The 23,209-nt window shown below is 56.6% G+C and carries 20 protein-coding genes and 1 pseudogene; 12 read left to right on the forward strand and 9 right to left on the reverse strand.

Annotation, left to right across the window (positions count from 1 at the left end; all coding sequences use genetic code 11):
- Positions 1 to 68: 68 nt before the first annotated feature.
- A pseudogene (locus Q0897_RS15010) lies at positions 69 to 834 on the reverse strand (IS5 family transposase).
- Between the two features lie 46 nt (positions 835 to 880).
- Between Q0897_RS15010 and Q0897_RS15015 the strand changes: the two are divergent.
- A complete protein-coding gene (locus Q0897_RS15015; protein WP_239806104.1) occupies positions 881 to 1,057 on the forward strand; it encodes a hypothetical protein in 177 nt (58 codons plus the stop codon).
- A 25-nt stretch (positions 1,058 to 1,082) separates the two neighbouring features.
- On the opposite strand, the gene Q0897_RS15020 is transcribed toward Q0897_RS15015, so the two are convergent.
- Complete coding sequence (locus Q0897_RS15020; protein WP_299310197.1) at positions 1,083 to 2,711, reverse strand: alpha-D-glucose phosphate-specific phosphoglucomutase; 1,629 nt, start codon at positions 2,709 to 2,711, stop codon at positions 1,083 to 1,085.
- A 422-nt stretch (positions 2,712 to 3,133) separates the two neighbouring features.
- Between Q0897_RS15020 and Q0897_RS15025 the strand changes: the two genes are divergently transcribed.
- Entirely contained in the window at positions 3,134 to 4,126 is a 993-nt protein-coding gene (locus Q0897_RS15025) for a glycosyltransferase family A protein (protein WP_299310198.1), read from the forward strand.
- Here Q0897_RS15025 and Q0897_RS15030 read toward each other — a convergent pair.
- Positions 4,103 to 5,314 (reverse strand): glycosyltransferase family A protein, encoded by a 1,212-nt coding sequence (locus tag Q0897_RS15030; RefSeq protein WP_299310199.1) that lies wholly within the window; start codon positions 5,312 to 5,314, stop codon positions 4,103 to 4,105. The two genes, Q0897_RS15025 and Q0897_RS15030, sit on opposite strands and share 24 nt — an antisense overlap.
- A 286-nt stretch (positions 5,315 to 5,600) precedes the next feature.
- Here Q0897_RS15030 and Q0897_RS15035 point away from each other — a divergent pair, with 286 nt between their 5' ends.
- The 3 genes from Q0897_RS15035 (at position 5,601) to Q0897_RS15045 (ending at position 8,773) form a co-directional block, all read left to right on the forward strand.
- The gene (locus Q0897_RS15035; protein ID WP_299310212.1) at positions 5,601 to 6,362 is read left to right on the forward strand and encodes an ABC transporter permease; all 762 of its coding nucleotides are present in this window, start codon (positions 5,601 to 5,603) and stop codon (positions 6,360 to 6,362) included.
- Positions 6,362 to 7,609 (forward strand): ABC transporter ATP-binding protein, encoded by a 1,248-nt coding sequence (locus tag Q0897_RS15040; protein ID WP_299310200.1) that lies wholly within the window; start codon positions 6,362 to 6,364, stop codon positions 7,607 to 7,609. Before Q0897_RS15035 ends, Q0897_RS15040 begins: the two co-directional genes overlap by 1 nt.
- 165 nt (positions 7,610 to 7,774) lie before the next feature.
- A complete protein-coding gene (locus tag Q0897_RS15045) occupies positions 7,775 to 8,773 on the forward strand; it encodes a glycosyltransferase family 2 protein (protein ID WP_299310201.1) in 999 nt (332 codons plus the stop codon).
- Between the two features lie 61 nt (positions 8,774 to 8,834).
- Here the strand turns inward: Q0897_RS15045 and galE are convergent, their stop codons facing one another.
- Both galE and Q0897_RS15055 read right to left on the reverse strand, forming a co-directional pair.
- Positions 8,835 to 9,815, reverse strand: a complete 981-nt coding sequence (gene galE / locus Q0897_RS15050; protein ID WP_299310202.1) for a UDP-glucose 4-epimerase GalE — start codon at positions 9,813 to 9,815, stop codon at positions 8,835 to 8,837.
- On the reverse strand, positions 9,812 to 10,828 hold the full coding sequence (locus Q0897_RS15055) for a UDP-glucuronic acid decarboxylase family protein (RefSeq protein ID WP_299310203.1): 1,017 nt from the start codon (positions 10,826 to 10,828) through the stop codon (positions 9,812 to 9,814). The genes galE and Q0897_RS15055 overlap by 4 nt, the downstream gene beginning before the upstream one ends.
- 309 nt (positions 10,829 to 11,137) lie before the next feature.
- On the opposite strand from Q0897_RS15055, the gene Q0897_RS15060 reads away from it, so the two are divergent.
- The 6 genes from Q0897_RS15060 to Q0897_RS15085 all read left to right on the forward strand — a co-directional run bounded on the left by Q0897_RS15060 (position 11,138) and on the right by Q0897_RS15085 (position 16,621).
- A complete protein-coding gene (locus Q0897_RS15060) occupies positions 11,138 to 11,281 on the forward strand; it encodes a lasso RiPP family leader peptide-containing protein (RefSeq protein WP_239806112.1) in 144 nt (47 codons plus the stop codon).
- A gap of 134 nt (positions 11,282 to 11,415) precedes the next feature.
- Positions 11,416 to 11,640: a PqqD family protein gene (locus Q0897_RS15065; RefSeq protein WP_299310213.1), complete on the forward strand. Its 225-nt coding sequence runs from the start codon at positions 11,416 to 11,418 to the stop codon at positions 11,638 to 11,640.
- Between the two features lie 34 nt (positions 11,641 to 11,674).
- The gene (locus Q0897_RS15070; protein ID WP_299310204.1) at positions 11,675 to 12,049 is read left to right on the forward strand and encodes a lasso peptide biosynthesis B2 protein; all 375 of its coding nucleotides are present in this window, start codon (positions 11,675 to 11,677) and stop codon (positions 12,047 to 12,049) included.
- Complete coding sequence (locus Q0897_RS15075) at positions 12,046 to 13,911, forward strand: asparagine synthetase B (protein ID WP_299310205.1); 1,866 nt, start codon at positions 12,046 to 12,048, stop codon at positions 13,909 to 13,911. The genes Q0897_RS15070 and Q0897_RS15075 overlap by 4 nt, the downstream gene beginning before the upstream one ends.
- The gene (locus Q0897_RS15080; RefSeq protein ID WP_299310206.1) at positions 13,908 to 14,855 is read left to right on the forward strand and encodes a hypothetical protein; all 948 of its coding nucleotides are present in this window, start codon (positions 13,908 to 13,910) and stop codon (positions 14,853 to 14,855) included. The genes Q0897_RS15075 and Q0897_RS15080 overlap by 4 nt, the downstream gene beginning before the upstream one ends.
- 98 nt (positions 14,856 to 14,953) lie before the next feature.
- Positions 14,954 to 16,621, forward strand: coding sequence for an ABC transporter ATP-binding protein (locus Q0897_RS15085; RefSeq protein WP_299310207.1), 1,668 nt, complete (start codon positions 14,954 to 14,956; stop codon positions 16,619 to 16,621).
- A 27-nt stretch (positions 16,622 to 16,648) separates the two neighbouring features.
- On the opposite strand, the gene Q0897_RS15090 is transcribed toward Q0897_RS15085, so the two are convergent.
- The 4 genes from Q0897_RS15090 to Q0897_RS15105 all read right to left on the reverse strand — a co-directional run bounded on the left by Q0897_RS15090 (position 16,649) and on the right by Q0897_RS15105 (position 21,340).
- Complete coding sequence (locus Q0897_RS15090) at positions 16,649 to 17,779, reverse strand: glycosyltransferase family 4 protein (protein ID WP_299310208.1); 1,131 nt, start codon at positions 17,777 to 17,779, stop codon at positions 16,649 to 16,651.
- 3 nt (positions 17,780 to 17,782) lie between these two features.
- Positions 17,783 to 18,751 (reverse strand): glycosyltransferase family A protein, encoded by a 969-nt coding sequence (locus Q0897_RS15095; protein WP_239806119.1) that lies wholly within the window; start codon positions 18,749 to 18,751, stop codon positions 17,783 to 17,785.
- 159 nt (positions 18,752 to 18,910) lie between these two features.
- Positions 18,911 to 20,176, reverse strand: coding sequence for an outer membrane beta-barrel protein (locus tag Q0897_RS15100; RefSeq protein ID WP_299310209.1), 1,266 nt, complete (start codon positions 20,174 to 20,176; stop codon positions 18,911 to 18,913).
- 150 nt (positions 20,177 to 20,326) lie between these two features.
- Complete coding sequence (locus tag Q0897_RS15105) at positions 20,327 to 21,340, reverse strand: SDR family NAD(P)-dependent oxidoreductase (protein ID WP_299310210.1); 1,014 nt, start codon at positions 21,338 to 21,340, stop codon at positions 20,327 to 20,329.
- A 275-nt stretch (positions 21,341 to 21,615) separates the two neighbouring features.
- Here Q0897_RS15105 and Q0897_RS15110 point away from each other — a divergent pair, with 275 nt between their 5' ends.
- Positions 21,616 to 22,965, forward strand: a complete 1,350-nt coding sequence (locus tag Q0897_RS15110; protein ID WP_299310211.1) for an O-antigen ligase family protein — start codon at positions 21,616 to 21,618, stop codon at positions 22,963 to 22,965.
- Positions 22,966 to 23,209 lie beyond the last annotated feature (244 nt).

Below are 23,209 nucleotides of genomic sequence, written 5' to 3' on the forward strand. Positions count from 1 at the left end.
CGCCTCCTGAGCGCCGCCAATGAATAAGCATCAGACTGTCAGGAGAATCCCTTTAATAGGTCCTGAGCCTAGGTCGTAGACTCATAAGCGCGGAGCCATAGCCGGATTGAGGCGAGTTGGACCATGGCGAGGAAGTTACCGGCTGGCTCATCGTAGCGGGTAGCAACGCGGCGGAAGTGTTTGAGCTTGGAGAAGAACCGTTCGATCAGGTTGCGCTCGCGATAGAGCCGTTTGCTGAAACACGGCTTCAACTTTCTATTGGATTTGGCGGAGATGTTGGGCGTGGCACCCTGTTCCTCGATCAGCGTGCGGATGCGGTCGGCGTCGTAGGCCTTGTGGGCAAGCACGATCATGCGCGGCCCGAGATGGTTGAGCAGTTCGTCGGCAACTTGCCCGTCATGCGCCTGCCCAGCAGTCAGGCAGAGCTGGATCGGGAGCCTTTGCGCGTCGACGACAGCATGGATTTTGGTCGTGAGCCCGCCTCGGGAGCGACCGAGACAATGATCTCGATCCCCCTTTTTGCCGTCGCAGCCTGTTGGTGCGCCCGGATAGAAGTGCTATCGATCATTTGGATGTCACCATCATACGCAGAGGTGATGGCGTCCATCATCCGACCCCAGACGCCCGCCTTTCGCCAGCGGACAAAGCGGTTGTAGCAGGTAGTGCGTGGGCCATAGCGCTCCGGTAGATCGCGCCACGGCGCATCTGATCGTAGTACCCAAAAGATGCCGTTCAGCACGCGGCGATCATCGACCGCGGAACGCCTCGTGGCTTATTGGGCAGCAGCGGTTCGATTACACGCCATTCGAAGTCAGTCAGATCATATCGGCTCATGCCGACGCTGACTCGGTTTTCGCTCCGAGAGGGAAGGCATGATAAGATGGCTGCTATGAAACCGTGGATGTCTTGGACGCTGTTCTTCTTTGCCACCGCCCTGATCGCATTCTTCAGCGGGGAGCAATGGAACACGCGAATTATCGTCTTCGTGATTCTGGCAGTCCCGATTGCCATCTGGGCGGTGCAACAGCTTATGAAGGCTCAGGCATCGTCCCGTTAATGGGTTCACGGCCTAGCTGATAGCATCATGTCACGACATCTGGAGATGTGCGTTTGGTGTGTTTCTCTATTGCGGCAATTGTCTTTGCTGCTTCCGTCAATTCGCCCAACATATATGTAGTGTCTTCGTCCAAGCGGCCCTCGGCGGGCTCATAGCGTTCGAGATACATCCTTAGCGTCGCCCCTTCCGTTCCCGTGCCGGACAGGCGGAATACGGCGCGCGATTCATCCTCGAAAAAGATGCGCACGCCCTGCTCTGGGGTTTTATAGCCGTCGACCGGATCGCTATAGGCGAAATTGTCCGCCGCTCTCACCGTAAGCGGACCGAAGCTTTTGCCAGCGAGCGTGGGAAGGCCGTTTTCTAGCTCCGCCATCAGCGCATTTGCTGCCGGTCCCTCAAGGCCTTCGTAATCGTGCCGGGCATAATAGTTCCGACCATAATTTTTCCAGTGATCGAGAGCCAGCGCGTTGACGGAAATGCGCCGCTCCGCAAGGATATTGAGCCATAGCAACACGGCCCACAGCCCATCCTTCTCACGTACGTGGTCGGACCCCGTGCCGGCGCTTTCCTCGCCGCAGATCGTCACGAAACCGGCATCGAGCAGGTTGCCAAAAAACTTCCATCCCGTGGGGGTTTCATAGCACGGTACGTCCAGCGCATTGGCCACGCGATCCGCGGCGGCGCTAGTGGGCATCGAACGGGCGATACCCTGCAATCCCTTTTTATAGGCAGGAGCCAGATGCGCATTGGCCGCCAGCATGGCGAGAGAATCCGACGGGGTTACGAACCGGCCGCGTCCGACGATAAGATTGCGATCGCCATCGCCATCGGACGCCGCGCCGAAATCAGGCGCAGCCGGGCTCATCATAAGATCATACAACTCGTGCGCGTGAATGGGATTGGGGTCGGGATGATGTCCGCCGAAATCATCGAGCGGTGTGCCATTGCGAACCGTACCCTTTGTGAAACCAAGACGGTTTTCGAAAATCTCGGTCGCATAGGGTCCGGTAACAGCCCCCATCGCATCGAAGCTCATGCTGAGACCACCGGCGACCGCCGCCCGGATGGCATCGAAGTCGAATAATTCCTCCATTAAATCGGCATAATCGGCCACCGGGTCGATGATCTCGATGCGCATATCGCCGATCTGATTCGCTCCCAAAGTATCGAGATCGATATCCGGTGCATCGACAATGTACCAACGATTGATTTCAACCGTACGAGCGTAAATGGCTTCGGTCACCGCTTCCGGAGCGGGGCCGCCGTTCGCGATATTATACTTGATTCCGAAGTCCCCCTGCGGACCCCCGGGATTGTGGCTCGCCGAGAGAACGAGGCCGCCCGAAGCGCCATATTTACGAATGATGTGGCTCGTTGCGGGGGTGGAAAGAATACCTCCGCGCCCGACTAGGACACGGCCATATCCGTTCGCCGCGGCCATTCGCATGGCTTGTTGAATAACAGTCCGGTTGTGAAAGCGACCGTCCCCACCGATCACGAGCGTGGCGTCGCTGCCCGGCTTGACCACGTCGAACACGGACTGAAGAAAGTTCTCTGCATAGGAAGGCTGCTGGAAGACCGTTACCTTTTTCCGCAGCCCGGACGTTCCCGGACGCTGCCCTTCGATAGGGGTCGTGGTCATGGTGCGCCGCATAGTCTTTCCTTTTCTGCCCGATTGTTACGGGTTTTCGCAAATCGGCACAGACAATGCCACAAGTTCGCGAAAATTGTGTTTCAAAGTTGGCTTTGTCCAAAGCGGTCCAACGTTATCGCGCAATGGTCTCGCGGGGCTAACTATCTAGCACGCGCCACGATCCTATCGGGCTTTGTCACATGCGTGCTTCCCTTCGGTTTTCAAAGGCGGGGCTGTCACGGTTCAGAAGGAACAGACAGATCCGCCCGCATCGTTGTGGGCGCATCAGAATAGATGTGAAGCATGTGCAAGGTTTTACAAAATGATTTAACCGTGCACTGAACAGCCGTAACCCCGCACTACCGAGGCGCTTCATTCCGGAGCGCGACAAGATTGACAGGTGCCTTATCGAACCGTTCCACTCAACCGATGATCTCGTCAGCGTGGTCGTACCATCTTACAATGCCGCTGCGACACTTGATGAGACGCTTCTGAGCATTCGCGAGCAGAGCCACAGAAACCTCGAGATTATCGTCATCGATGATGGCTCGAAGGACAATACCCGCGACGTGGCGGAAAGGCAGGCTGCTATTGACCCGAGGATACGTCTGGTCACGCAGGAAAACGGCGGGGTCGCGGCGGCGCGTAACCACGGTATCGAACTGGCAAAAGGAGAGTTCATCGCACCGGTCGATGCGGATGATTTGTGGCACCCGCGTAAGATCGAACGTCAATTGCGCGCCATGCATTCCGCGGGTCCATATACGGGCCTCGTTTATTGCTGGAGCGCGGTCATTGACGAGGAAAGCAGCGTCATCTCACGGGCCAATTCGCCCTCCCACGCCGGCGATGTCTTGCCGCAGCTATTCTATGGAAATTTCGTCGGCAATGGCAGTTCTGCATTGATGCGCAAAGATCTGGTACAGGGCGTCGGCGGCTTCGATCCGTCACTTCGTGCTCGAAAGGCGCAAGGATGCGAAGATTGGAAACTTTATCTTTTGCTTGCCGAACGCAGCCATTTTGCCGTCATACCGGACTACCTCGTAGGTTATCGGTCCACGGCTGCGGCAATGTCTGGCGACGTTTCCCAAATGTTGCGTTCGGATGCGATCGTGCGCGGGGAAATGGCCGCGCGCCATCCCAGCTCGCGCCTCGAACTGGAGTGGGGGCGGCGCCATTATCTCGAATGGATGCTTTGGCGTGAGCTCGATGCCCTGAACTGGCAGAACTGCATGACCTTGATCCACGAACGCCGCCCCGAATCGCGCCCGTTACGCATGGTGGCGAGGCGCGCCAAACTTGGCGCGAAGTTCTTTCGACAGAAAATGCGCAGGAAGTCCGGTTCGGTCGTGGGTGCGCCGTTTCTGAAAAATGGAGTGACCGCGGATGCAGGACTCACCCTGCCGTTCGGTTCACCGTCGGGGGATATTGGATGACTCCGCGGGCGGCGCGGGAATTTGCCTGTTCCGAAGGAAGAACCATATTCCAGCGGCCGCACCCTTGATCTGCTCGGCAAGGAAGCGGTTTTTGTTGGTCAAGCCATTCTTCAGACGGTTAGCGACAAGGTCCAAATAGTATTTAGGAAGCAGAACAAACGCGCGCCGTAGGTTACCGGTCTCCCCCGTTCGTTGATATTGAACCATAAGCGCCGCTGTATGCCCGCGCATATAGTGATAGATCTGACTGGCCAATCCCGACATCTCCAGACGATGATGATGAAACATCACCGCCAACGGTTCGTAGCGGCAGATATAACCTGCGGCGAGTATACGGTACCAAAACTCGGAGTCGCCCGAACAACCCGCCTGTCCGACATCTAGCCTCTCGTCGAAATAGCCGACACGGTCGAATATGATCCGGCGAAAGGCCATGTTCGCGCCGGCACCGACGATCCACGCAGGGCAACCATATCTGCCATTCTGAGAAAAAAAATCGTAGCCATAATCGATACGGTCGAACCCGCGCCCGAAACTCCATTCGGTTTCGAATATCCATTGCGCTTCGGTATCGAGACGGGCGGGCAGAACAAGGCCCGTCACGGCCATGATGTCGGGTGCATCGAACGCGGCGATCGTGCTCTCGACCCACCGTTCGTGAAGTTCGGTATCGTCATCGGTATAAAGCACAATATCGCCGTGCGCCGCGCGCGCCCCGCTGTTGCGCGCAAAGTCGAGCCCGGGTCGGTCCTCACGGATATAGGTTGCCCCGGCGGACAATACGACGTCCCGGGTCCGTTGATCGCGAGAGGCGTTGTCAACTACGATCAATTCGTCGGGTGTCCAGCTTTGATCGGCAAAGCTTGCCAGACACCGACGCAATTCTTCTGGGCGGTCTCGGGTGCAGATCACCACGCTTGTCGAATAGCCGGCGGACGCGCGAATCGGTCGCTCGCGCCGTGCCTCGATACGCGCGGCAATCTCCTCGGATGGGTCAGCTTGCTCGCCTGGCTTCAGCCATTGTTGACCGGCCGGCAGACCGTCTGCTTCGAAAATGACCAGAGCCGGTCGCCCCGCCATAATTGGCGACGCCTTGTCGATCGGTGAGCGAAAGATGTCGGCAAATGGTTCGATGGATTGGCAACTTTGTATTGCCGATGGATCGGAATGTGCCGGAGAGCGTTGCATCAAATCTGTCCTGACAATGAAGGCACATGCAATCCATAGGGGGGCATGCTGGATACAGCAAGCAAGGCCGGGCGGGTCCTTTTGCCAGAGCAGTGAACCTACTGAGAGGGGTGGCGGTAAGCAGCCTTGGAGTGCTCTCATGCAGCGAACAAACTTGATCATCCGCACTTTTCGCTTACGTTTAGAAACGCAGCCATTTGGTGTGGATTGCTCGGCGTAGAAGATCTCTTTTACCCTACACGCGACAAGGTCATACATAATGGGGGGCATATCTCCTGACTTGAAGATGCGCCTTAACCATTGGAAAGACGTTGTCTTGCTTTTGGTCAGCAGGGACTTTCGCGGTCGTTACAAGCATACGAAAGTCGGCATACTTTGGTCACTTGCCAGCCCAATCATGTTCTTGCTGATTTTCTATTTTCTGTTTCAGCGTGTCATTAATCTCGATATTCCCCGCTACGCATCTTATGCGTTTACAGGGATTATCGTGTGGAACTGGACGCAACAGGCTCTTATCGCTTCGGTCACCAGCATATCGGCCAATCAGGGACTCGTCGCGCAACCCGGCTTTCCTGTCGCGGCGCTTCCGGTGATATCGGTATTATCTGCACTGCTCAATCTCGCGATCGCATTCCCGCTTCTTCTCGCGCTCTCCTGGATTGACGGCGGGACGCCAACTTTTGTGCTGATCGCTCTGCCGGTCGTGATCATCGCGCAGTTTCTTTTCATCCTCTCGGTTGCGTACATCATCGCGGCCCTCAATGTCGGCCTGCGCGATGTGGAGCAGATTCTGCCGATCATCTTGCAACTGGGATATTACGTCACGCCGATCTTTTTTTCCTTGCAAAACGTGCCGCCGGATTTTCACGTCATGTTTCGGTTTAATCCGATGACGTGGGTCATTTCGTCCTATCGCGATATCGTTATGTACGGCATTTGGCCGAATTGGACCGCACTTGGCATCATCACGGCGGGGTCCTGCCTGTTCCTCGTGTTCGGCGTCCGGATATTCAGCCGTGCGCGCTATCGTTTCCTAGAGGAGCTTTGATGAGCGGCTCGGTCGAAGTTCGCGATCTGGGCAAGCGTTTCGCGCGCTATGACGGTCCGCGCGCCAGTTCGATCAGGGAAGCCATGCGGCGCGGCTTTCGTGCTGCGAAGGTTTCCGATCATTTCTGGGCGGTCCGCGACGTCAGTTTTCAGGTGAAGCCGGGAGAGATGCTCGGGATCATCGGTCATAACGGCAGCGGCAAATCGACGATGCTGCGGATCGTTGGCGGCGTCATGCGGGCCGATACAGGTTCGGTCGTGACCACGGGAAGCATAAGCGGCCTTCTCGAGCTGAATGCTGGCATGCATCAGGAACTTAGTGGGCGCGACAACGTGCTAATCGGCGGCGTAATTGCCGGGCTGACCCGCAGACAGATCGCCGCGCGCATGGATGAAATAATTGCCTTTGCCGAACTGGAAGATTTCATCGACAGCCCTGTGCGCACCTACAGCGCGGGCATGCGTCTGCGCCTCGGCTTTTCGGTTGCGATCCATACCGATCCCGGCGTCTTGCTGATCGACGAGGTCCTGTCGGTGGGGGACCTTGCGTTTCAGGCCAAATGCCTTGACCGTATTCGCCGCCATCGCGACGAAGGATCGGCCATCATTTTGATCACGCACGATCTTTCCCAAGTTGAGAAACTTTGCACTGACGCCCTTTGGTTGCGAAAGGGAGAAGTCGTTGCGCACGGCCCGCCTGATGTCCTGAGCGGTGAGTATCGCGCGGCCATGGCGCAGCAAACCCGAGAGCGGACATATTCCGAAATGCCCGATGAGATTAGCACGGGGGGCATCGTGTTACGCGCGCATGAAAATCGATTTGGTTCGCTCGAGAAGAGAATCGATGCGGTAAGCCTGCGGGACCGTTCGGAAGCTATCGTCGATGCAATCGAAACGGGCGCGCCCCTTTCCATCGAAGTCTGTTTCACCGAAGGAGGCATTTCGGCACCGATCGTCAGCGTCACGATCGCAACGGCAGAGGAAATCAAATGCCTCGACGTAAATACAGAGGCCGACGAGGCCATTTTAAATGATACGGGCAAGAAGGGCGTGGTCCGCCTCGAACTCGACCGTGTCGATCTCGCCGCGGGCCGCTATTTCGTCAGCGTCGGGATATTTCCCGCTGGCTGGGAATACGCTTATGACTACCATTGGCATGCTTACCCCTTGAACATTACCGGCTCGACCGAGGATGTGGGCAAATTATCGCCACCACGACGCTGGACGACAAATGCGCTTGAGGAATAAGAGCGCAAACGGTTCCTTTCGGCAGAACCTCGCTATGCAACATATCGATAACGGGGAAAGGCCAGACAAGATCAGCTGCGAGGGGGAAAAGAGCAATTTGCTATGCGCGAACCGGGCGCTCGTTCCAGTGGTTGAGGCTCTACCCCCTTGTAAATGGCAGCCGGCATGAGCCCACTGCCCCCCTCACAGCCCAATGCCGACGATCATCGTTCTGAACGCCTCATCTCGGTCATCATTCCAGCTTATAACAGCGCAGACACGTTAACCGATACGCTGAACAGCGTTCTTGCGCAGACACACAGCCTTATCGAGGTGATCGTGGTCGACGATGGGTCGACAGATAATACATTCAATATTGCACGGGAGTATGCCGCGTCGGACCCGCGTGTGCGGGTTATTCAACAGGCCAATGGCGGCGTTGCCAAGGCCCGCAACACGGCGATCAGCGTAAGCACGGCGGATCTGATTGCGCCCATTGACGCCGACGATCTTTGGCACCCTGCCAAGCTGGAGCGCCAGTTGGATGTCTTGAAGGCGTTCCCGAACATCGGGCTCGTTTACACCTGGTTCGCCAAGATCGATCGCCAAGGTCGAATTATCGAGTTCGAATCCCGTCACACGGCGGAGGGAAACGTTCTCGCGGAATTATGCGTCCACAACATCGTAGGGCACGCGAGTTCGCCCCTCGTAACACGTGCCGCGATCGAGCATGCTGGCGGTTATGACGAAACCCTGCGCGCGCGTAACGCCCAAGGCTGCGAAGACAACAAGCTGTATCTGGCAATTGCCGAACATTACAACTTCGCGGTGGTGAAGGAACATCTGGTCGGCTACCGCGAAATGCCCGAGGGAATGTCCAGTGATTTTCAACAGATGCTGCGTTCGCGGGACTTGTGCATAGAGGAAACGGTCGACCGTCATCCCGCCCTTGTCGCGATTGCCCGCCGGGGGCGATTTCAAATGCTCAAATGGATGCTTCTTCGCGCGTTGCGTAGCCGGATGTACAGATTGTCGAGCCAATTGCTGTTCGAAATGCTCCAGACTGCTCCCACGTCAACCGCCGCGTATATCATGCGCTTCGTCTTCAGGCGGCTCACCGGCGCTCGTCGAGCCACGCATGATCCAATGGTTGGCAAACCCTTCGTACAATTGTGGTCGGAATGATCCGCACCTCGGTCGGCCACCATTAACATTGTTAAGATATGATCGATATCGCCAACTTCCACTACGCGCCCGCCCTGCTTCGCCTCCAAGCCAAAGCGGTATCGACGATCGTATCGATGTCGGAGCATTGCGGTTGCCAGCCCAATACCCGCTGCGCCTTTTCATATGATGCGACCAGAGCCGCCGGATCGCCCGCACGTCGGCCGCCCATCTCCACCGAAGGGCGACGTCCCGCTATGCGTTCGACCGCGGCAAGCAGTTCCAGTACGGTTGTGCCGACGCCCGTGCCCAAATTGAAAATATGGCTTCCTTCGTTGGCAAGTGCGAACGCGCCCGCCGCGACATGCGCCGAGGCCAGATCCGTGACATGGATGTAATCGCGAACAGCGCTCCCGTCGCGCGTATCGAAATCGGTGCCCATGACCGTAAACGTAGCATCCGGATCGATGGCGGCCTCGATCGCGAGGGGAATGGCGTGTGTTTCCGGCTCATGCCGTTCGCCAATCTCTCCGTCCGCATCGGCCCCCGCGGCGTTGAAATAGCGCAATGCCACGGTGCGCAGCCCATGTGCCGCGCCATAATCGCGGAGCATCTTTTCTGCCATGAGCTTCGATTCGCCATAGGGATTGATGGGAACCTGTGGATGGTTTTCGTCGATCGGCAGATGCTGCGGAATACCGTAGGACGCGCACGTGCTCGAAAACAGTAGCGGCTTTACCTCGTACTCCAGCATCGCATCGAGCATGTTGATCGTACCGACGCAATTGTTCCGATAATAGATTTCAGGGCTAGCAACGGATTCGCCGACATAGGCGAATGCGGCAAAATGGGCGATAAGATCGGGCCGCGTATCCCGAACCGCGGCGCTAATCTCGCCCCGGTTCAGCAGATCCCCCTCAATTAACGGGCCCCATTTCACTGCGTCGCGCCAGCCGCGTGAAAGATTATCGAAACAGACTACGCGCCAGCCTGCGGCAGCGAAAGCCTTGCAACAATGTGAGCCGACGTAACCGGCACCGCCGATCACCAGAACCGTTCTCATGATACGCGCTCATCGCGTTTTGAGGTCAGATTTGCCGCGCTGTCCTCACCGATCGCGCCCTTTTCGCGCAAGAAGCCATCGAAATACGCGATCGTCTTGACGAGGCCTTCGCGAAGCTTGACTTTTGGCTCCCAATTGAGCGCGTCTTTCGCCAGCGAAATGTCGGGCTGACGTTGCTTCGGATCGTTCACGGGTAAAGCCTTATGCACGATCTCCGATCGCGAATTCGTCAATTCGATGACCAGCTCGGCGAGTTCGCCGATCTTAAATTCGTTCGGGTTTCCAATATTTATCGGTCCGGTCATATCCGCGGGGCTGTGCATCATGGCGATAAATCCATCGATCAGATCATCGACATAACAAAAAGAGCGAGTTTGCGTTCCATCCCCGTAGATAGTGATGGGCTGACCCATTAATGCCTGCACAATAAAATTCGAAACCACGCGCCCGTCGTCGGGGCGCATTCGCGGACCATAGGTATTGAAGATTCGCGCGACCTTGATCTTCAACTGGAACTGGCGCCAGTAATCGAAAAACAATGTTTCGGCACAACGCTTGCCTTCGTCGTAACACGAACGCGGTCCGATCGGGTTGACGTGCCCCCAATAATCTTCGCGCTGAGGATGCACGAGCGGGTCACCATACACTTCAGATGTCGAAGCCTGAAAAATTCGCGCCTTGGTACGTTTGGCAAGGCCAAGCATATTGATGGCACCATGGACGCTCGTCTTTGTCGTCGATACCGGATCATATTGATAGTGAACAGGGCTTGCCGGACACGCCAGATTGTAGATTTCATCGACTTCGAGATAAAGCGGGATCGTAACGTCATGTCTGAGCACTTCGAAATTCGGATTGCTCATCAGATGGGCAATATTCCGTTTCCGGCCCGTGAAAAAATTATCGACACAGACGACATCTCGGCCGTCTTCAATCAAGCGTTCACACAGAAACGATCCCAAAAAACCGGCGCCGCCTGTAACCAATGCACGTTGCTGAACTTCAACAGCCATAGTGAATCCTGTCACCCATTTAGGAGCGAATATCGCCCGATATCATGGAAATAAAAAGAGAAATCTTTGCTTGTTACGGCGGCGGAATGCGTCCCCCGCACGCAGGTATCTCGCCTGTGTTTTCTCCACCTTGGGGTCAGACGAACAAAACTTAAATTACCTCGAAAAACACTTTCCTGACGAGGGATTGGAGACCGCGTATGGCCGTCGCCGAACAAGGGCCCCAAGCATTAACCATTTGTTAACATGGTTAACGCAAATGCTGCACTTGCTAAGGGTTGTACCGAGGCTAGCACGATGGAGATTGTTATGACGGATAAAAGCACGTATGTTTCCCCTGTTTTGGAAATGATTGGCTCCTTCGAGGAGCTCACGATGGGCAATTCCTCGGGCGCGACTCTCGACTTCGATTTCCCGGTGGGCACTCCCGACGGCGAGCTGACCTTGTCGTAATTCTTTCGGCTCCGCCATGGTGCATTGGCCATGGCGGAGCCATTTGCCCAATCTCGGGCTAGGCGGAGACTGCTTTGTCGAATGGTTTTACTGTAAACTCCTCTGTAACCACGGCGGAGCTTGAATCGTCCCTCGTGGTCCTTGACCTCTCGTCGAATGCCTATTTCAGGTTAAACGAGATGGGCATCGAGATCTGGCGCAAGATCGAGGATGGCGCGGACGAAGAAAGCATCGTCGATGATCTCACCAGCAAATACGACGCCGAACGCAGCCAGATCGCAGGCGATGTCCGCGGGTTTATCGAAGGGCTGGAAACGGCGGGGCTGATCGTAAGCGGACGTGTCGAAAACAGCCAATAGTCGCCTTCGCCGACTTTTCCTCAATGAAGTCACGTTGCTGGCCTTTGCCATCCCGTGCGGCTTTCTGATCGGGCTGGCCGTTCGCATGGGCCGGTTTGAGATGGTGCACCGATTTTTGCCCAATGGCCCCGGCAAATCGCAGGCGACCGCTCGAGAAGTGACGATCGTTCAGCGTGCGGTTCGGCGCGCAATTCGCCTGTCCCCGAGCAAAACCTGTCTTTCCCAAGCATCGCTTGGAAAAATACTCATGAATCTTCTCGACCGGCAATCCGTTCTGCATGTCGGCGTTCGTCTTGGCGAAGACAACACGGTTCGCGCCCATGCATGGCTTTCGGTTCGAGGAATTACCATGGTCGGTGGGCCCGATGCCAAGATCGCTCCTTTTCGCCAGATCGCCGAATTCGTATGAGCGGACTTGCCGGAATCATCGGCGAGCATGGAGCTGAAGCGCTTCAGCGCCGTGCAGGTCGGATGGTGTCGGCAGTCGCTTATCGCGGCACGCCTGCGGTCAGGATGCTCGACGCTGACAAGGGCATCGTTGCGCAACTCGGTCACACGGCGGCGTTCGACGGTCTTCATATCGCGGATCGCGCAATCGTCGGCCTGTCCGGGCGGCTGGACGATCCGGATGAGCTGGCTAGAACGCTTGGTCTCGATGCGACCCCATCCGATGAAGTGCTGGTCTATCGCGCCTATCTGCGCTGGGGGACCGATTTTGTCGAATATATCCAGGGTGAATACGCGATCTTCCTGTGGGACAGGGTAGAGGCGAACCTCGTTCTGGTGCGGGATCGTTTCGGCGTGGAACCGCTCTACTACGCAAACACCAGTTCCTCGTTTGTGTTCGCGTCCGAAATAAAGGCGATCTTGGCCGCCGAACCCGATCTTCGGGGTGCGCTGCGCGAAGATCTGATCGTGGATTACATCGCCAATATTCATGCGGCGGAACCGGAACAGACGATCTTCAAACAAATCCAGCGCGTACCGGCCGCATCCATCGTAATGATACGTGGGCGCGAGATCATCGTCCGCCGCTATTATACCCTAGACACAACCGTGCGATCGTGCGGGAAGGACGCGCCCGAACGGTTCGCCGAACGCCTCTCGATCGCGGTTCGCCGCCGCATGCGCGCGAACGGGGAAATAGGCGCTTTGCTGAGCGGGGGGCTGGATTCGTCGTCAATCACGAGTCTTGCAGCACGCGAAGTTCGCGGCGGACGGGAACTCCCGACTTATACGTCATTCTATAAAAACGATCCCGACGGAGAGGATCCCTACGCCGATGCGGTCCGGCGCAAATACGGCCTCTCACATCCGGTGCTTATAGACGCTGATGCTATCAATGTCTTCGACGATTTGTCGACACGGCTCAGGGCGCTGGATCGGCCACCTTACGGACCCAACAATGCCCTTGCACAATATGTGGCGCGTAGTGTGGCGGCAACCGGAACCGCTCAGGTCATTCTTTGCGGTCATGGCGGTGACGAAATAGTGTCGTCAGGCTCTTCCTTCCTGCGTGAGTTGGCACAGGCGAAGCAATGGAGCCGGCTCTGGTCCGAAATTGGTGACACCGATGTCCTAGGTTTTTCGAGAGCGAGGGTATTTAGAGATCTGTTCCTTGCTAGTTCGCCAATGGCGCGCAGGGCGGCGCGGTTCGTGCGGATGCTTAACCCCGCGCCAAAAGCACCTGTAGCGTCGTCATGGATGCAATACGTTTCCCCCCGCGTGGCCGACGCGGCCGCGTTCTCGCAGCGGTATGACTCGGCGCGTACCCCCGCAGTAGATGCGAGGCTCCCCCTTTCCGCGCGCAGCCATATCGCCAATCTCTTTAATCCAATGCAGGTCGAGGCGTTTGAAGGCCTAGATCAAACCCGTACGCCGAGCGGGCTTCTTTTCCGTTATCCATTTTGGGATAAGGATCTTATCGAGCTGGCGATTTCGCTGCCGGGGGAGGAGAAATGGTCACGCGGCTGGCCACGGGTTCTCCTGCGCCGCGCGATGGAGGGAATACTCCCGGAAGAGGTCGCATGGCGGCCGGATAAATATAATTACGTATTCCGTTTCAAAAACAGCCTGCGCAGAGCGGAATCCGTTGCATTGATTTCGCATGCGCTGAACGAGGACGCCGAGCGAGTTTCGCACTATGTTAACATAAGTCATGCCCGCGGATTGCTGCACGACTTGCAGACCGGAGAGATCGGCCCGCTCGATCTGTTCTATCTTTGGCGCGTGACGATCCTGAGCCACTGGCTTGAGGAAAGAGATCGATGACGGATATGCAGAGAGGCCTTACACAGAGGCGCCCTATTCAAAACGCGTATTTCTACCAATGCTTCGGGTTGCGCATCAGATCGGATATCGCATTTGCCGAACTCGACCCCGCACCTGAAGGCGATGTGGACCTTTACATTAGGCTCGGCCCCGAACTCGATCCTGAAGAATTCCAAGCCGCGATCGAAAATCGGCGCCCCGACGGATCGGCATTTTTAGGTAAGCGCATGGATTTCGGCGCCGTTGGCCGATACGATATCACGGATGATACCATCACGATTTCACCCGTGATCGGCATTCGTCACCCCGATCTCAGCCTTCCTTTGCTCGGCCCGGTTCTGGCGACTTACTTGCATCGGCGCGGAATGCTCATACTGCATGGCAATGCGGTATTGCTGAAGGACGGGCTGACCGTTTTTGTCGGCGATAGCGGAGCGGGCAAGTCGACGACCGGCGGGTGGTTCGCGTCGAATGTCGGAACCTTGTTTACCGACGACATCCTCCCCGTGCGTATCGCGGCAGATGGTACTCCTTGGGTGGAGCCCGGTTATGCCCTCGTCAAGCTGAGCAGCGCAGCAGTCGAGGCGTTCGCGCCTGCCGATGCGAAAATTTTGCCGGTCAGTTTCGAAGGTTACCCCAAACTTCGCGTCCGGCTTTCAAGGCCCGCCATGCCGCAAACCAGTACAATAAGGCGAATCTGCGTCCTGCGTCGCGGCGAAGAGGCGGGGTATGAAAGGCTGAACGATTTTGCAGGGTTCCGCGCGATGGTCGAACATACCTACATGGCCAAATATCGCGATGCCTTCACCAGCGCCGAACGCAAAGCGCTTCATTTAAAGCAATGCAGCGCCGTTTCGCGCAACGTGGAAATTGCCATTCTGACCGTTCCTTCCGGCATCGACCGTCTGCACGAAGTCCTATCGGTGCTTGAGGCTGCGGAGTGAGACCAGGCAAGTTCGTCTCGGGCTGGCTTGGTGTTCTGCGGCGTATGGCCGCCCCGGAACCGAAGCGGCTTGTCCTTACGCTGGGATTGACGCTGATCGTGGCGCTGACCGAGAATATCACGATCGGCCTGCTGATCCCGCTCATCACCTATGCGGAGCCGGGGGCTGCATTACTAACCCTCCCGCTCCCCGGAAAGGTGTCCGATTTCGCCGGTAACAGCGAGTTGCAAATCCATATCGGCGTGGTGCTGGCGATATTGATCGCACTGGTGATCGTGCGAGTGCTCGTGCAGCGAAGCTCGGATCTGCGCACCTCCGCGCTTATCACCCGTTTTGTACGGCGAACGCGGTTTTCCCTTTTCACGGCGATCAGCCAGACCCGGTGGAGCGTACTCGCCTCGCAAAGAACGGCCGATTTGCATCACAATCTGACGGCCGAGGTCGATCGCCTCAGTGCGCTGGCTTATTCCTCGCTATCCGCTACTAAAGCGGCGATCATTGTGGCGATCTATCTGGCCGTGGCATGCCTGATATCACCGTTCCTGACCGTGGTGGCATTGTCCTTGGCCGGGTTGATCTTCTTGATGCAGGTGCCGCTCCACAAAAAGGTGCGCGCCATCGGGCAGCGGTCGCTCGACATCAGAACGGGGCAAACCCGCACCGTTTCGGACTTCCTGTCATCTCTGAAGGTGAACAAGGCGTTTTCGCTCGAGCCGCGCTATGCCCGCACACTCGACGATCTGATGATCGAGCAGGAAGAAACCGTGCGCGCCTATGTAAGTCTGCAGGGCCGGGTGAACCTGATCGTGCAATCCGCCATGATTATCGGGCTTTCGCTTTTCGTTTATACATCGCTCGTAGTCGCGGAAACGACACAGGCCGAAGTGCTGATCATTCTCTTGCTGTTCTTCCGATTAAGTGGGCGCACCCAAGCCATCCAGACGTCTCTTCGCGAAATAGAATCCAATGCGCCCTGTCTCGAACGACTGGACGGGATGATCGCGCAATACTCGATGGATGAGGAGGAGCCTGTCTCGGCGGTGGTGGATGCGCCACGCCTGCACCACGAAATGCGTTTCGATGGCGTGATGCTGACCTACGCCGGGGCGAAGGCGCCCGCCCTCGACGGGGTGTCCCTTGTCATTCCCGCTCGCAAGCTAACCGCGCTGGTCGGGCGTACGGGTAGCGGCAAGACCACAATTGCGGACCTGGCGCTGGGCCTCCTTTCAACTGATAGCGGCAGTCTTACCATCGACGGGGTGACGCTAGGCAATGACAATCGCCGGGCATGGCGTGAATATGTCTCACTGGTGCCGCAAGATCCGGTGCTGTTTCATGGTTCGATCCGCGAAAACCTCCATCTGGTTCGCCCCGATGCCACCGATGCCGAAATGGAGGAGGCGCTGGAGACAGCGCATATACTCGCCACGATCAGGCGTCTGCCGCACGGGCTCGATACTGCGGTGGGCGATCGCGGCCAGATGCTGTCTGGTGGCGAGCGTCAGCGGCTCGCGCTCGCACGCGCATTGCTACGCAAGCCGGCATTGCTGGTGCTTGACGAAGCAACCAGCGCGCTGGACTCGGTCACCGAAGCTGAGGTGGTGAGGGCGCTAGCCGATATCAGGCACGAAACAAGCATTCTGGCAATTACGCATAGGCCCGCCCTCCTCGACGTTGCCGACCATGTCGTGCTGCTGCGCGATGGCCGCATTGTCGAAGAAGGGACGGAAAAACTGTCCCTGGACGCTCTGTACGCGTCGGAATAAGCGGAATACCGCGCCCCCGCTTCAATTTTACGCGTATAGGCTTGGGAACGTCCGTTCCGCGCATTTGCGCCAGGAAAAGTCCTTCGCCCGCCTGCAGGCCGCTTCGCCCATCGTCGCTTCGGCTTGCGGCTCGCGAGTGATGCGCAGAACTGCCGATGCGAGTTCCTCAATATTATCCGGCTCGACCAGCAAGCCGGTATCGGCAACGACCTCCGGAATACCGCCGGTTTTCGCGGCGATGGACGGGCATTTCTGCGCTGCCGCCTCCAGCAGGACTAGACCGAAACCCTCCACCTTTCCCGGCAGTGGGCGCGCGAAGAGCAGATGCGCGGTCGAACGGCGATAGACGCGCTTCACATCGTCCATAGACAATTTGCCAGTGAGAATCGTGCGCAGCTTGTATTTGCGCGCCTCGCCCATGATCGCGTCGGCGTAGGCCTGATCTTCCGCGCGGCCGACCACGACATAGACCGGATCGTCCATGCTCAGACGGTCCCGCGCGAATGCGAGGGCGCGCACCGTTTCGATCTGTCCCTTACGCGGCTCGAGCCTTCCGACCGAACAGAAAACCTTGGCTTCCGGCGGTATTTCGGCAAGCGCCTCATGCTCGAACGCGGAAGAGAGCGGATCCTCGAACCAAGCATCGTCAACACCGAGATAGGTCACAGTGTCGCTTTTGGGTTGCCCCACCTGTGCGCGGAAGATCGCACCGGTCGCCTCTGAATTGTAGAGAACCTGGTCCGCACTCAGATAGGCACGACGTACCAGCTTAAACAAAAGCGACCCGTCGCGGAACTTGTGCGCCTCGCTACCATGAACCATCACGCGATACGGACGCCGATGCAGCGGTTGTAGCAAATGCACGAGCAGTAAGGTTCGGATATCTGCCGCAATCAGGATCGCATCGCGCGGCGCGCGGCGCAATACGCGCAGCAATGTCGCCGCCGCTATCGGGCGAATTCCATGATGCTTCAGAACGCGGTGATATTCGATGCCGGTCGGCTCGTCTAGATCCTGCCCACCATCATATCTTGGACAGATCACGATCGTGCGATGCCCGTCCGCGGCCAAGACAGCGGCAAGACGGCCCGAGTAGGTACCGATCCCGCCGGGAAAGGGGGGATACTCGCATGTGACGAGGATGACAGTGCTAGGCATGTGCTAGTTTACTCCCAACGCCGACTGGCGTTCGCGTCCCGCGCGTCCCAGCATTCGCAATGCCAGTCCGGGGGCAACCGATACGGCCACGAGCGACATCCAGCTGCGACGGTTGAACGGGTGAAGCCGGACGGCAAAGCGCAGCCATAAAAGCGCACCTTCCCGGTCGTTCAATAAAAATCGATGATTGCCAAGCTTGCGCGCTCGCTCAGCCAGTCGCCGCGGCACGAGGGGCAGAAGTTCCGGCTCATTCGCCGCGGCACGCAATGCGACAAAGGCATGGTGCGCCATCAGATCCTTGCGGCCGCCGGTGATGCTGGTGTTGCGATTGCGCTTGTACAGCAGGGGTTCGTCGACAAAGCCTAGACGGGCAACCGCTATGATACGAAGGAAAAAATCCGTATCCTCGAAAACCTTGACCTGTGGATCGAAACCGCCCGACGCGTCGTAGCAGTCCCGTCGTATCAGCGTGGTCGACGGAATAATCGGCGGATCGTTCAGAAAATAGGTAACCGGCAAGTCGCCCGCTTTGGAAATGTCGATCGTGTTGGCAAGCAGCGCTCGATCCTTGTCGAAATCGGGGAAGGTGAAGAAACGACCGTACACCATTCCGACCTCCGGTCGTTCGTCCAAGATCGGCACCTGCAACTCCAGCTTGCGTTTGACCCATATGTCGTCGCCATCAAGGATGGCGATATAGGGCGAGCTGGTTTCGGAAATTGCCCAACACCGTTGTCCGGGCAACCCGGCGCCCCCGGACCCGTAAAGGACGCGGATACGGTCGTCCCATCGCTCGATTTCACGCAAGGTTGCCAGGGTGTCATCATGCGAACCATCATCGGCGATGACGATTTCCCGGATCAGGTCGGCCCGGCTCTGGTCGAGAATGCTGCGAACCGCCTCGCCTATATAAGGCCCTTCGTTGTAGCAGGTCAGGATGGCTGCGACTGGTGCCTGCGATCGCTCGGTCATCTCACCCCTTAAACATAAATTCACAACGCAAAGCCTCGGACCCGGCACAAGCTAATCTGCCATTCTGCATGCGCAGCACAATGCTGCATTGCAACAAAGTCCTACCTCTAACCGTTTCCATTATTAACTCCAAGCCCTCTGAACGCTTTGACCGTACAGTTAAAACTGAAAACTTTTCAGCAAGGTCAGCGTAATCGCGTTCGAGGTAATATCATCCGCAATCGTGCTGTCGTCGATCAAGACCCTGCTTGCAGAAAGCGCAGCATTGATCCCGGAGCCCAATTCGTAATTCAATCCGGCCTGAAGGACCCAGAACTTGTCAGTTCGATTCATGCTGTCTTCGAGGCCATTGCGGGGCAGAAAGCGAAATTCGCGTTCCGCCCGCTCGATGCCGGCATTGAACCCCAGTCGACCATAGGCCGTGCCGCTCACTCCAAGCGAGTAGCTGTTGAGCACCACGCCATTCGAGAACAATTCGTCATTGCTGGAAAAGGACCGCACCGCACGGGCCGCGATGTTGAGCGAACGTAATGGCGCCCAGCTGGCTGCGACATTATACGTCAATCCTTGATAATCGATGTCGCGCGGAGAACGGTCGTCATGCCAAGTATACCCCACCCGCCCGCTTAGCGAATAGGTGACCGGCGCCGTCCATATGATTTCGGCATAGACACCTTCGCTGCTTGCCTCTGGCGAATAGAGAATCGGATCACCGCCGATCAGGACGGTGCGAAGACCATCGCCTTCACTTCGCGATTGGGAGTATCCCACGCCGATACGGTTCTTGATCGGGGAGACATATTCGATTCCAGCTGAATAAGCGTAAATCGTATTATTGACCCCACGTAAGTCCGACCCTGGACTGGAGCTCGACGACACCCGCGCGGAACCGGCTACGTGAAAATCTGAAAGAATTCGCCGGTCGCCGCGAACGCTGAACCGTTCTAGGCTGCGAATGTTGGTTCCACGAAACAAGGGATCGCTAAAACTCAGGTTTTGACGGCTCAACATGGCATCAAACTGCGCCGACCCACTTTCCGCCAGATATTGGGTCCGCCCAGCGAGACGATATTCTTCCGAATTAAATTGGCTGTTATTGGCGTAAAACCGTCCGCCAATATCACCATTCACCGTGATATCGAATAGCGATATTCGCGTGTTATATTCCAGATTTGCGCCGACAAACGTACTGAATTCATCCGACGGATCTATCGCGTCTTTTTGATCGTCGGTTAGTTGGAACAGATTGTCGTCGTAAACAGTGAGTACTTTTAAAGAAATCTCTCGGGACTGTGACCATGCCTGCTGCGATGCAGGCAGCGTTCCGAACGCGCCCGACAATAGCAGAAGAAAAAAGCCTCGTATCCGAGACAAGGACGACGACCATTCTTTGGTTTCCGAGTGGAGAGAGCCGTGCGTTTTCATTGCCGAGCCTTATGTTTGTTTGTTTCCGATCGCCAAATGGCAGACCGGACCATTGTCTGTTTTCAGCAGAGCGACCGTGTGCGGTCAAACTGACGAATAAGTATTGTCTGGTTAAGGGACACTGGGAAGGGGGATGGCGCAGGTGCGGCACTATTCGGAGTAGTAGTCCTCATACCAATCCACGAAGCGACGCACTCCCTCGCGAACGTCGGTCTGCGGTCGATAGCCGGTCAACTCGAAAAGCAGCGAGGAATCAGCCCAGGTCGCAGGTACATCTCCAGCTTGCATATCCATATAGTTACGCACCGCCGGCTTGCCGATCGCCTGTTCAAGCGCATCGATGAAATCCTCGAGTCGGACCGAATCGCCATTGCCAATATTGACGATTCGGAATGGCGCAGCGGCGGACAGGCTATCGCCTTGCGCAATATCCTCCCGGCTGTCCGGACGTTTGGGCGGAACGTCGATCAACAGGCGGATGCCCCGCACCAGATCCTCAACATAGGTGAAATCGCGCCACATCTCGCCATGATTGTAGATGTCGATAGGCGTGCCGTCCTTGATCCCCTTGGTAAATTTGAACAGCGCCATGTCCGGCCTTCCGTAAGGACCGTAGACGGTGAAAAACCGGAACATAGTCGTCGGCAGATTCCACAGATGAGCATAGCTGTGGGCCATGGCTTCGTTCGCCTTCTTCGTGGCGGCGTAGATCGTCATGGGTGTGTCAGCCTTGTGCGTCTCGGCGTAGGGCATTTCTTCGTTGGCCCCGTAAACCGAAGAGGTTGAAGCCATCAGCAAGTGATCGACCGCCAGTTCGCGCGCGCACTCCATGACATTGAATGTGCCGGTAATGTTTGTTTCAACATAGGCGCGTGGTTCTTCGAGGCTGTAACGCACCCCGGCCTGCGCCGCGAGATGAACGATAACCTCAGGCGCTGCTTGGTCCATGAATTTACGCAAGCGCGGATAATCGAGGACATCGAATTCCTCGGCGCTGAAGGCGTTGCTTTCGCGCAAGATGGCATGGCGACGCTGCTTAAGCGCGGTGTCATAATAATCGGTCATGGAATCGACACCGACGACACGAAAGCCTTCGGCAATAAGCAGCTTGGCGAGATGAAAGCCGATGAAACCCGCAGTTCCGGTGACCATGACGGTTCGCATAGCGGCTTTTCCCCTGATCTAATTTGGCATCGTGCGCCCAAGAGAAGATTTCGAGGGCTACAGGGCCTATATGCACCTGCAGCATGAGAGCAAAGGCCAAAGTACCCTGTCGGCAGTTGGTTTCTTAAGCATCATCGGATAAACCGAACATTGATATGGCGGATGCGTGCGTGAATTTCATATCCGACTGCAGCATATAAAGGACAGTACCAGATGCTGAATAAAGCGACACGCTTTCCATATGCGCCATCAATGGAAAGCGAGAGCGCAGGTTAATGAAGCAGTCGATTTTTCGTCGTCGCGCAAAGCAAATCTCACAGTCGGCGCGCAACCGTCATTCTATGTTTGGAATAAGGTCCGGCAAGGAAAGCCGAAACTTGTTCGGAATTCTGCTCGCTGCGTTTTTGTTTTTGCTTATTGGACTCGCTTACAAGATCGCCATCCTTCAGACTGTATCGATGCTCGTTCTGGCCACAGGCATTTGGGCTGGACGCGATGCCATTGGCCGTGTGAATATGGTGTTCGTTCTTGGGCTGCTCTATATTGCCAGCGCGACCGTCAGTGCTTTTTTGGTGTCGACAGGCGAAGGCATGTATCGCACCGCGCAATTTTGCATCGTAGCGGGCGGATTGACGGGCATTTATCTCTATTCCTGGCATCTTGGTGAGGAACACGCGCTTCGCGCGCTAAAGCTCATTGCGATCGTCAGTGTCGCGATCTTCGCGCATCTCATCATCTATCATCTGTCGATCGGGAAATATCAAACGTGGAAATATCTATCTGATACCAAGACCGTGATATCATTGACTGTCTTTCTATGTTTCGCGCTTCAGGATGAAATCCGGCGAAGGGTCCCTTTTCCGATAGTCATGGCGGTTCTTGTCTGGCTGATTGCGGCGAGTGCGGAAAGAAAAGCTTTTCTGCTGTTCGTCATAGCGGCGGCTTTTTCGACCCTGACCTGGCGGGCGAAGATATTTCTGTTTGGGGGGGGAATACTCCTAATTCTCCTTGCCGCCTCGACGGGGTGGGACAACGGCTATCTCGCAAACCGATTTCAAGCGGCTCCGATCGACGTGACGACAGTTTCGGACCGCTATTTTTCGACCTTTCAGAACATCGGCGATTACAGCGATCTGGTCCGCGAATTCGTCAATCGCAATGCTTGGCAGCTCTTCAAGGACAATCCGTTTCTCGGTGTAGGCGCCACCGGTTATCGCGCATGGGCATTCGAAGTCTTCGGCGCCACGGACTTTGCCATGAACGTTCATGGCGAGGTGCACCGTGTGCCAGCAGAGGGCGGGATCGTAGGGATAGTCATTGCAATCGCCTATCTTGCGGCGACGATCTGGCGCGCTTTTCATTTCGCCTTCTTGCGCCCCGAACGAACGGGAACAGCACTTGAGCGTACTCCGCTGCTTCTGTGCCTCTATGTCATGAGTTACGCTTATGCGGAAGCAATTGACACGGGGATGCTGGTTCTGATCGGTGTCAACAGCGTGGTCGCGGCAAGATTGCCGGCGCCGTCGTTAGGAAATCTGATGCAAAGACGTCTTCGCAGGAGCGGGAGACGGACTACTCGGCGCAATACACGGGGCGCGGGGAAGAGGGACCCCCTGCCAAATTAGGCCGTGTTCACAAAAGACCTCGTCCGTAGGTTGGCTGCGGCAAGGTTAAGGGAGCTCTCTGAGGACAGGACGGTTTTATCGTAACCGGTGCCGATATGTCGCTGCTGCTTGAACTTTGCGAACATGCGCTCGATGTGGTTGCAATTTCTGGGGCAGTTCCCCAGCTGTGATTGACGCGTAGATTCATTACGCGGCGAGGCAGAGGCGGGTGCAGACCAGTTTGATGGCGGCGAGATAATTGGCG

It is taken from the genome of uncultured Croceicoccus sp. (assembly GCF_947496385.1).
In the GTDB taxonomy this organism is placed as follows: Bacteria; Pseudomonadota; Alphaproteobacteria; order Sphingomonadales; family Sphingomonadaceae; genus Croceicoccus.